Here is a 9,054-nt window from a genome sequence, read left to right as displayed (position 1 = left end):
AGTGCACATCTCATAATGGCTAGGGCCGTGTACAGGTCCAATACTGAAGCCGGATATAAGCGTGCATCTTACCTCTAAACGTCGAAAGCACTATTTGCCAAACCGGGCGGGTCCATATAAGCGCTCTCCGAGCGCGACATTTTCCGGATCTTGATCTGTCGCGGTCAGAGACCGCTGCTACAAATCCTCATACTTGCCCTGCCTCAACAACATCCATCACCACCATTGTCCGTAAACACGACAACTGATAGATTTACCTCCCGGCAATGATTGCCAAAGGATGTTCCCGTTAGGCCATGGAATGGTTCGTTTACTCTTCTCTCCACTGTCTCTCGTTGCGTCCCCAAAGGACCTAGCAAGCTCCGTAACCTTGTACGGTCTGACCGAAAAATCATTAACCAATAAACGCAACTACAAGGAAGCAGGATGCTCCGTAAATTAATAACTTACTCTGTTGTCTTGGTCGCAATGACCGGCTGTAGTTCCAAATACATCGGAAAAGATGTTACAAAAATTCGTGCTAATCTTTGTGCCACAGGCAAATCTCAGTGCATTTATAAAACTGAATATTTTGACCTAAATTACAATCTCAAAGAAATCAGCAAGAACAACTATAAACTAACCGGCAGCGTTCTTTGGACAAACACAGATATCTCTGGGGCCTATGACAAAATTGAACGTATGCAATTAAAGTTTATCTTCATGGACGAAACCAAAGTCGTTGAAGAAGAAAGTGTTTACGTCAGAGGATACATGTACAAGGAGCATGACTTCGAAACCAATATCTCTGGCATACCCAATATCAAGAACTCCTTACCAGTAGCATATAGCTATACGATCACCGAGTAGTGCTGCGGTTAAAACGTTTAGCCAGTATCTCATTTGAAAATAGGGACATTTACGTTGAGAAAACTTTTACTACTAGCTCTGGTTGTCACCGCAGGGTGGCAGTACTACCAGAAGTCTACGCATACTTCTCACTCAGTTATCGCTGCTCCTACAAACGAACAACAGTTACAACCCGCGCCTTATAATCCTACCCCCAGATTTTCATGCGATGGACGGCAACACTGCAGTCAAATGACATCACGTGCAGAGGCGGTATTCTTCATCAACAATTGCCCAAATACCAAGATGGACGGCGATAGAGATGGAGTACCTTGCGAAAACGACTCCCGCTTTTAACTAATGTTTAGTTCGTCAAAGCGGCTATCAATTCCCGTCGATCCAGCTCTTTGTGCTTTGATAATCCTGTAGCGGATGCTTCACACTCGCGCATCCGTTATTTTCTTCAGCTCCCCTTTCCCTCTTCCATTGCCTGCCACCCCGTACTCTTACCAATCACATCTTCCAGCATGGCAATTTCACGTGACAACTCCCGCGACAGGTTAATCATAAACAAACCAAAATCAGCAGGATGGTCCACATGCATATCAAAGAATTGCTGTGAGCTGATCTCAACAATCACACTATCTTCCACTGCCACATCAGTACCTTCATGGGAGATCAGGCCGATCATCCAGTCGAAGCCCATCTGCTCGCCAGGTTCGAAATATCGGGTAAGGACGTGACGTTCTTCAAAGCCACGGTAGAACGCCATCTTACCTTGTAACACCACCTTAAAGCTGGATTCCCCCGTTGGCATGGTGATGAAGTCGCCCTTGTCCATTTTCATGATTTTACCGCGATTGAGCAGGTCTTGAATGGCTTCATCAGATAACGCACCAAAAGTCGCCAATTCTCGGAAGTAAGGCATCCCCAACGAATAGATCACCTGTTTTGCATCCAGTATTTCCATGCCCCTTACCTCAAACTTCTGCACTTATATAAGTATGGCTTGATATAACCACGACTCCATTTTCAGTCTAGCCGCGTTCACATCTATATGAATCTTATACGCCCTTTTTTACTTGTTCGATCAACCAAGCAATGGCCGGATCTTGGGCATAAAGAGGATGGTGGATCACGGTCATATCGATCGATCCCAGGCCTTCCGGCGGTGCCACCAGCTTGACCGGCAACATCTGCGTAAACAGCTCCGCCATCTGGCGGGGCAAGGTGATGATTGCGTCACTCATGGCAACGATACGTGCGGCGGCTGCGTAACTCAGGTTGCACGACACAGAGCGGCGTTTAAGCCCCTGCTTGTCCAACCACAGATCCACGGCATTGGGGCGCGCACCTGCCACATCGGTGAACACCACATGGGGCTGTTGGATAAACGCATCCAACGATAATTTCTCCGTAACTACATCGTTTGCCTGCCCTGCCAGACAGACTAGCTCGTCGGTTACCCAAAGCTCAGTCACCAGTCTCTTTGGAATATCGTGAAACGATTCCAAGCCCACCACCAGATCTACCTCTCGGTTTTCCAGGCCCGACTGCAGTACCTGATCGGCAATCAACTCGATCTCCACGCTGACATTGGGCGCCTGCGCACGTAACCGGGCCACCAGCGCCGGGTAGTGCACCAGTTCAAAGTAGTCAGTGGTCGCAATCACAAAGCGACGTGTGCTGGTTGCCGGATCAAACGGTTGTGGTGGCGACAGGGTTGCTTCCAGCAGCTTCAGGGCCTGTTGCACTGCGGGCAACATCTCCAGTGCCCGTGGTGTCGGCAGCATTCCTTTGTCGGTGCGGACTAAGAGCGGATCGCCCAGTTCCTCGCGCATACGGTTCAGCGCGTGGCTGACCGCAGGCTGGCTCAGGTAGACCTTTTTCGCCGCACGGGTGACGTGGCACTCGGTGATCAGCGCTTCGAAGATAATCAGCAGGTTCAGGTCAAATTTACGCAGCAACTGCCCCGAACGGCTATCGAGTTCATCCAACGACATACTGTCTCCCCAATCGAAAACTATAATTCATCCTATGCATGTACAGATAATATTAATTCATTTCCTTTATAACAGCCCAAAACTTACCTTGGTAGACATACAGATTGAATCCCCTATCAGAGGTACTCAGCATGGCTGGTCAAAATTCTAAAAACGAAGCACACCTGAAAGCCAACGAGGAGTATGTGCCGATCTACGCCACCTACACCGATACGTTTATGCAGTTCCCATTCGATCGCGAGATTGAAGCCAGTGATGCGGACGTAGTGGTGTCCGGTATCCCGTTCGACCTGGCATGCAGCGGCCGCTCCGGTTCTCGCATGGGGCCAAAAGGTGTGCGTACAGCGTCATCTAACCTGGTATGGGAAGGCCTGCGCTGGCCGTGGGACTTCGCATTGGATGACCACCTGAAGGTGATCGATTGCGGTGATATTTTCTTCCAGTACGGTGAGCCGGAAAGCTTTGTGGTAAATGCCGAAGCCCACGCAGATCGCATTCTGAAAACCGGCAAGAAGATGCTCAGCTTTGGTGGTGACCACTTCGTCACTCTGCCGCTGCTACGCGCATACGCCAAGCACTACGGTCCATTGGCGCTGATCCACTTTGATGCCCACACCGACACCTACTCCGGCGGCTCTAAATACGATCACGGCACCGTGTTCCACCATGCCGTTGAGGAAGGTCTGATCGATACCGAGCACTCTATCCAGATCGGTATCCGCACCACGTTTGATCAGGATGACCACCCGTTTGAAGTCCTGGATGCAGCCTGGGTAAACGACCATGGTCCAGCAGCAGTACTGGAACGAATCAGAGCTCGTGTGGGTGACAAGCAGGCGTATGTGAGCTTCGATATCGATGGCCTGGATCCAAGCTTTGCTCCAGGCACCGGCACGCCGGTTGCGGCCGGTATCACCACCGACTGTGCCTTGAAGGTGATTCGTGGTCTGAAAGGCTTTGATCTGGTGGGTATGGATGTGGTGGAAGTCGCACCATCCTACGATCACTCTGAGATCACATCACTGGCAGCAGCAACTCTGGCATTGGAGTTTTTGTACGTTTTGGCGTCACAAAAGCGCTAAGAACACGTTCAAATCTCCCATATAAGCATCTCTACAAGGCGCGTCATTCCTGGGCGCGCCACATATACCCCTCAACAGGGTATACCACGATTTCATTAGGGACCGCACACTAATCTCATGATAGTGCCGCCTGCCTAAATGGATTTTCAACGTTGAAGCGCTGTTCCAAACCGGAGCTTTCAACACCCTCACCGGACGACTTTTTGATGCAGTAGCGATTATCGGGGCTTAGACTCAAAACAATAATTAGAGAGAACCCATGAGCAATCCCAATACTCATAAAAAGACACTGACGACGACCGACGTAACCCTCTACACGGTTTCCGCAATTCTCCTCGTAGACCAAATTGCCATGTCAGCGGCTGTGGGACCATCCGCTATCTTCTGGTGGTTGGTTGTACTGGTAATCTTCTTTATCCCTAACACCCTTGTTACCGCCGAGCTGGGTACTTCATACCCGGAACAGGGCGGCATCTACGCCTGGATTCGTGATGCATTCAGCACCCGCTGGGGCGCACGTATCACCTGGTTGTACTGGATCAACATCGCACTCTGGATGCCTGCGGTGTACATCATGTTTGCCGGTATCTACGCCGCGCTGTTTGCTCCGGAGATGAGCCTCTGGTCGCAGATCGGTATGGGTATCGCACTGTGCTGGCTGACCACCTGGGCCAACTGCCTGCCTCTGGAAAAGAGTAAGTGGATTCCAAACCTGGGCACCCCAATCAAGTTCATCATCATCCTTACGCTGGGTGTTGCGGGCCTGATGTACGGCCTGAACAACGGCTTTGCCAACGACATCAGCCTGAGCAGCGCGATGGCCAACTTGGATGAAGGCCTGGCGTTCATTCCGGTGATCGTATACGGCTGCCTGGGTGTCGAGCTGGTGTGTGCTGAAAGTGACGAGATCCGTAATCCGAAGAAGAGCATTCCACGCGCCATGCTGATCGCCGGTCTGGTTACCGCTTCGTTCTACATCTTCGGTACCGCAGGTGTACTGGCAGCGGTACCGGCTGAAAACATCGACATGATCGATATCCTGGCAACCACTCTGAAAGAGCTGTTTGGCGGTTCTGATCTGGGTAACGCGTTTGCCCTGGTGATCGGTGCGCTGATGCTGTTCACCCTGTACTCCACGATGGTGACCTGGACCCTGGGTGGTAACCGTGCAGTAGCAGAAGCAGCGGACGAAAAAGAGATGCCAGCAGTATTCGGCTGGGTAAACCGCAAACACAAAGCACCAATCGGTGCAGCGGTTATGACCAGCGTAATCAGCTCTGCGATTCTGGTGCTGTACGGCTTCATGGCCAACAACGCGGAAGAGCTGTTCTGGACCCTGTTCTCCTTCAGCGCGATCATCTTCCTGATGCCTTACATCGGTATGCACTTCGCGTTCATCAAACTGCGCGTCTCCGATGCTAACCACCCTCGCCCATTCAAGGTGCCGGGCGGTAACGCGGTTGGTATGCTGATGTCTGTAATGTGTATCGTTGTACTGGCGATGGCGATCCTACTGTTCTTCTGGGTACCGGGCGAACCACTGGATATGTCCCTGCTGGCTCAGGTTGGTGGCGGAGTCATCATCACCCTGATCATCGGTGAGTTCCTGGTACACCGTGGCGAGAAGCTAAAGCAAAAGCAGCAGCGTGAGTCTGGCCATATCAAAGTGAAAAACGCATCCGCATAAGCCCCGCGGACACCGTATTCACAACATAGAAAAAGCCCCTGATGGTTTCACTGTCAGGGGCTTTTTTCATTCTTACCCAGAGATCCTACTTGTATTTTCGGGATCAGTGGCATCAATGACCGATCTTCTCGCTCGCCAATTTGAATGGATTGACCCAGGTAGAGTCCTGTCCGGCGAACAGGGCTTCCTTGTGATGTTCGTCCATCAATTCCCTAACCTGCTGCTCCTGTTTCTTCCGGAAGTCGACCATGATCAGGTATCGCCCCGCTTCCAGATCGTTATGGAAACGTTTGATCTTGTAACTCTCATTAGTAAGACCAACCATGCCACCCACCCAGGTGCCAAACAGGGTGAACAGAATCACAATGGCAGCGATAGCAATCAGGTCCAGTTCCAGCCCAAACGGTTTACCCACCATCAGTGCGGTACCCGCGCACAAACCGATGGCGATGCCGATCAACGCACCCTGCTCACCAGAGTGAATCACATCAAGCCGTTGCAGCGTATTGGCGCCGTGAATATGGTGCCGGAAAAGCCCGTCATCATCTTTGCTAAGCACATGCAAGTTCCAATCGGTGATGCCCAGACGATGCAGGTCGTTAGAGATACTTTCGGTACTGTCGATCGTATCGGTGAGATAGTAGAGGCGTTTCATAAACCCACCTCCTGTTTTGTGTTTAGAACAACTAATCGTACAGGCGCACAGAGGGACGACGCTCGTCTGTAGCGCCTTACCTATAGCTTAGTCGCCCCGCCCTAAAACATCAGGCACAGGAGGTGATCATGGTTCCTTATTGAGGACCAGTCTAAGGTGCTAATTGACTCGTTCCTACGCTCTGCGTGGGAATGCATAGGTGAGATATGCTTGGCTCCATATGGGTTCCCACGGGGACCATGGGAACCAGTAAAGGTGCTAATTAGCGAGAGATCGAAGCTATCTCAGGGGTAATGCCCCACATCGCCATGATCGATAACATCGTCGATCCAGCTCAACGCTGCCATCACCGCCGGGAAGCCGATGGTACTCGTGAGCAGAATGATCGCGTGATGAATCTCGTCCGTGCTGGCACCTGCCGCCCTGGCTTGTCGCGCATGACTATGTACTGCACCCTCAGAATGCATACTGGCCGCTGCTGCCAGCTTGATTAGCTCGGCGTTCTTTAGGTCAATCGGGCCTTCCTGCCTGACCGCGCTGCCCAGCTCATCAATCGCTTTCGCCATTCTCGGGTACTTGTTCCTGATGCGCCTGTAGGTTGAAGGAAGTGGATTATCCGACATGAGGCCTTACCTCCTCAGCGTGAATGGTTGGTGAGGTGTCTTGCTTCGTTTAAGGATAGCAGGTGCAGAAACCAACCCAGCCTGCAACTACCATAACCTAACTACTTAACAGTGCCTGCCCGCTTCAGTCTGCAGCGACAACGCGGTTTCGACCTTCACTTTTGGCTTTATAAAGTCGCCGATCAGCTGCACGCAACAAGCTATCGGTTGTGTCCTCAGGACCCGGAACGACCGATACCACACCCGCCGATACGGTGACAAAATCGCTTACTTTGCTGCCCTGATTCGGTAGCTGTAAGGCTTCAACACTGGCCCGCAACTGCTCAGCGAACGCAGTAGCACACCTTGTATCCTGCCGTGACGTTAAGAAAACAAACTCTTCCCCACCGATCCGAAATACAAAGTCGTTTGGGCGCCGGGACATGTTTTTCAGGCATTGCGCCACATCCTTCAGTACCTCATCCCCTTTGGCATGCCCATAGGTATCGTTGATACTCTTAAAGAAATCGATATCGAGCAGTGTTAGATCAAGATAACTTCGGTCTCGATAGGCGCGCTTCAATTCGTTTTCGATAACTTCGTCAAATTTCCTTCGGTTATTTAGTCCGGTTAATGCGTCAGTCACCGAAGATTGGAGGGCGTTGTCCCGTTCCCGCTTTAACTCTTCCGACAGTTCTTCCAGCTCTGCTGTACGCTCGTCAATCGCCTTTTGCATGGACGTTAAGGCACGAGCCAAGGCACCGATTTCATCTGATGAAGTTGAAGCTGCATTGAAACGACATCCATCCGATTCAGAGCGTTTGGCATCCTTTGCCATCACAACAAGCGGCCTCACAAGTGTCCGCTGTATATAAATGGAGATGGCGAAGATCATCAGGATGAGAACAATCACCTCGGCAAAGAACAAGAACTCCAGATACTGCTGGCTGCGTTCGTAGGCTGCCTCCCTCTGAATCAGCAGTTGCTGCTCTACTTTGCGAAATCCGCCGATCTGATCCCTTATCCGGTCCATTAGATGCTTGCCGACATCCTCCTTTACGATCTGCAACGCACGCTCGGTATCTCCAGCTCTGGCGAATTCAATCGTTTCAGAGAGTTCAGCAAACTTCCGATCGACCAGCGCACTAACCTGCTGCAGCGTTTCCTGCTGTTCTGCATTATCTACGGTTAAGGATTGAAGCGTTGTCAAAAGGCTCTTCGTGCCTTCAACTCCACTAAGATAGGGTTCAAGGTAGTCGGGCTCGCCGGTCAGCAGGTATCCTCGCTGTCCGGTTTCAGCATCCCTTAGCTGTCCCAGCAATATCTCACTGGTCACAATCACTTCATGGGTATGCTCAACCCACTCAAGTTGGCGCGAAGCATCTTCAGTTGCCTGCTTAATCTTGAAATAGTGCACCAAGCTGAGGGCTATCAATAAGCCAAAAAGCGCAACTAATTTTTTGCGGATACCAATTCGCATTCTGATCCAAGCGTAATAGACACAACTAAACAAAGCCTATTACGAATCGCCCAAAACCACAAAGGCCTGCGGCAAGAATTCAAACAATAGCCTGAAAGATACCGCTATTAATTCGACCCGACATGCATGATAGGAAGGATGTATTGAAAAATTGATCCCTCTCCGATGAAGCCTATCCTTCAAGGAAACATGCCCCGTGTATCTACGGACGTCTACTACCTGATACCTGTCTGACGAGGTGAGCATCATGGCTGATGTGAAAATTCGCGTGTTCAAGCTCAATACTGATAAACCAAAGACCACAATCACCATTCCCGGCAGTGTCTTGAAGGTCGCCTCGGCTTTGTTTCCAAAACTTGCGGCGGAACAGCTAGAGCAAAAAGGAATTGATGTGGATGAAATCGTTAAGCTTTCGCTGAATCCTGACGTAAGCGGAACGCTTATCGAGATTGAAGAGCATGATAAGGGCGAGAAAGTTGTAATCTCTCTCGAATAGTTATCTGCTAGTTTTACACACAAACAACCCCTCACTCGCATCGGCCATCTCTTGCAGACGCGTCTTAAGCAACTCTGAAAACTCCCTGACAAGCTGTGATTTAGCCCGGATTTTTCATGAATACTCCTCGAGGCCTGTTTTCTCGGAATGTTGTCCAACGAGGAGCTGAAGTACCCGGATTCAGGGGCATGCAACGCGATTTTTCAGACTCAAGGCGCAAC

At 50.7% G+C, this 9,054-nt stretch carries 10 protein-coding genes; 5 read left to right on the top strand and 5 right to left on the bottom strand.

Annotation, left to right across the window (positions count from 1 at the left end):
* The first annotated feature begins 426 nt into the window (after positions 1-426).
* Positions 427-849, top strand: a complete 423-nt coding sequence (locus ACEQ15_RS17815) for a hypothetical protein (protein WP_370280606.1) — start codon at positions 427-429, stop codon at positions 847-849.
* A 33-nt stretch (positions 850-882) separates the two neighbouring features.
* Complete coding sequence (locus ACEQ15_RS17810; protein WP_370280605.1) at positions 883-1,185, top strand: excalibur calcium-binding domain-containing protein; 303 nt, start codon at positions 883-885, stop codon at positions 1,183-1,185.
* A gap of 106 nt (positions 1,186-1,291) precedes the next feature.
* Here ACEQ15_RS17810 and ACEQ15_RS17805 read toward each other — a convergent pair whose 3' ends face one another.
* Together ACEQ15_RS17805 and ACEQ15_RS17800 are read right to left on the bottom strand one after the other, a co-directional pair.
* The gene (locus ACEQ15_RS17805) at positions 1,292-1,798 is read right to left on the bottom strand and encodes a Crp/Fnr family transcriptional regulator (protein ID WP_370280604.1); all 507 of its coding nucleotides are present in this window, start codon (positions 1,796-1,798) and stop codon (positions 1,292-1,294) included.
* 94 nt (positions 1,799-1,892) lie between these two features.
* Positions 1,893-2,831 carry a LysR family transcriptional regulator gene (locus tag ACEQ15_RS17800; RefSeq protein ID WP_370280603.1) on the bottom strand — a complete coding sequence of 313 codons (939 nt, stop codon included), beginning with the start codon at positions 2,829-2,831 and terminating at the stop codon, positions 1,893-1,895.
* Between the two features lie 131 nt (positions 2,832-2,962).
* Between ACEQ15_RS17800 and speB the strand changes: the two genes are divergently transcribed.
* Positions 2,963-3,913: an agmatinase gene (gene speB / locus ACEQ15_RS17795; protein ID WP_370280602.1), complete on the top strand. Its 951-nt coding sequence runs from the start codon at positions 2,963-2,965 to the stop codon at positions 3,911-3,913.
* Between the two features lie 259 nt (positions 3,914-4,172).
* A complete protein-coding gene (locus ACEQ15_RS17790; protein ID WP_370280600.1) occupies positions 4,173-5,600 on the top strand; it encodes an APC family permease in 1,428 nt (475 codons plus the stop codon).
* A gap of 112 nt (positions 5,601-5,712) precedes the next feature.
* Here ACEQ15_RS17790 and ACEQ15_RS17785 read toward each other — a convergent pair whose 3' ends face one another.
* From ACEQ15_RS17785 to ACEQ15_RS17775, 3 genes are all read right to left on the bottom strand, one after another.
* Complete coding sequence (locus tag ACEQ15_RS17785) at positions 5,713-6,255, bottom strand: hypothetical protein (RefSeq protein WP_370280599.1); 543 nt, start codon at positions 6,253-6,255, stop codon at positions 5,713-5,715.
* Between the two features lie 284 nt (positions 6,256-6,539).
* Positions 6,540-6,878, bottom strand: coding sequence for a carboxymuconolactone decarboxylase family protein (locus ACEQ15_RS17780; RefSeq protein WP_370280598.1), 339 nt, complete (start codon positions 6,876-6,878; stop codon positions 6,540-6,542).
* 124 nt (positions 6,879-7,002) lie between these two features.
* Positions 7,003-8,337 (bottom strand): diguanylate cyclase, encoded by a 1,335-nt coding sequence (locus ACEQ15_RS17775; protein WP_370280597.1) that lies wholly within the window; start codon positions 8,335-8,337, stop codon positions 7,003-7,005.
* Between the two features lie 247 nt (positions 8,338-8,584).
* Here ACEQ15_RS17775 and ACEQ15_RS17770 point away from each other — a divergent pair, with 247 nt between their 5' ends.
* Complete coding sequence (locus ACEQ15_RS17770; RefSeq protein WP_370280596.1) at positions 8,585-8,833, top strand: hypothetical protein; 249 nt, start codon at positions 8,585-8,587, stop codon at positions 8,831-8,833.
* Positions 8,834-9,054 lie beyond the last annotated feature (221 nt).

This window comes from Pontibacterium sp. (assembly GCF_964228735.1).
GTDB lineage: Bacteria > Pseudomonadota > Gammaproteobacteria > Pseudomonadales > Balneatricaceae > Pontibacterium.
Note: the sequence above shows the minus strand (reverse complement) of the source record. Positions and strands in the feature narration are given on the sequence as shown.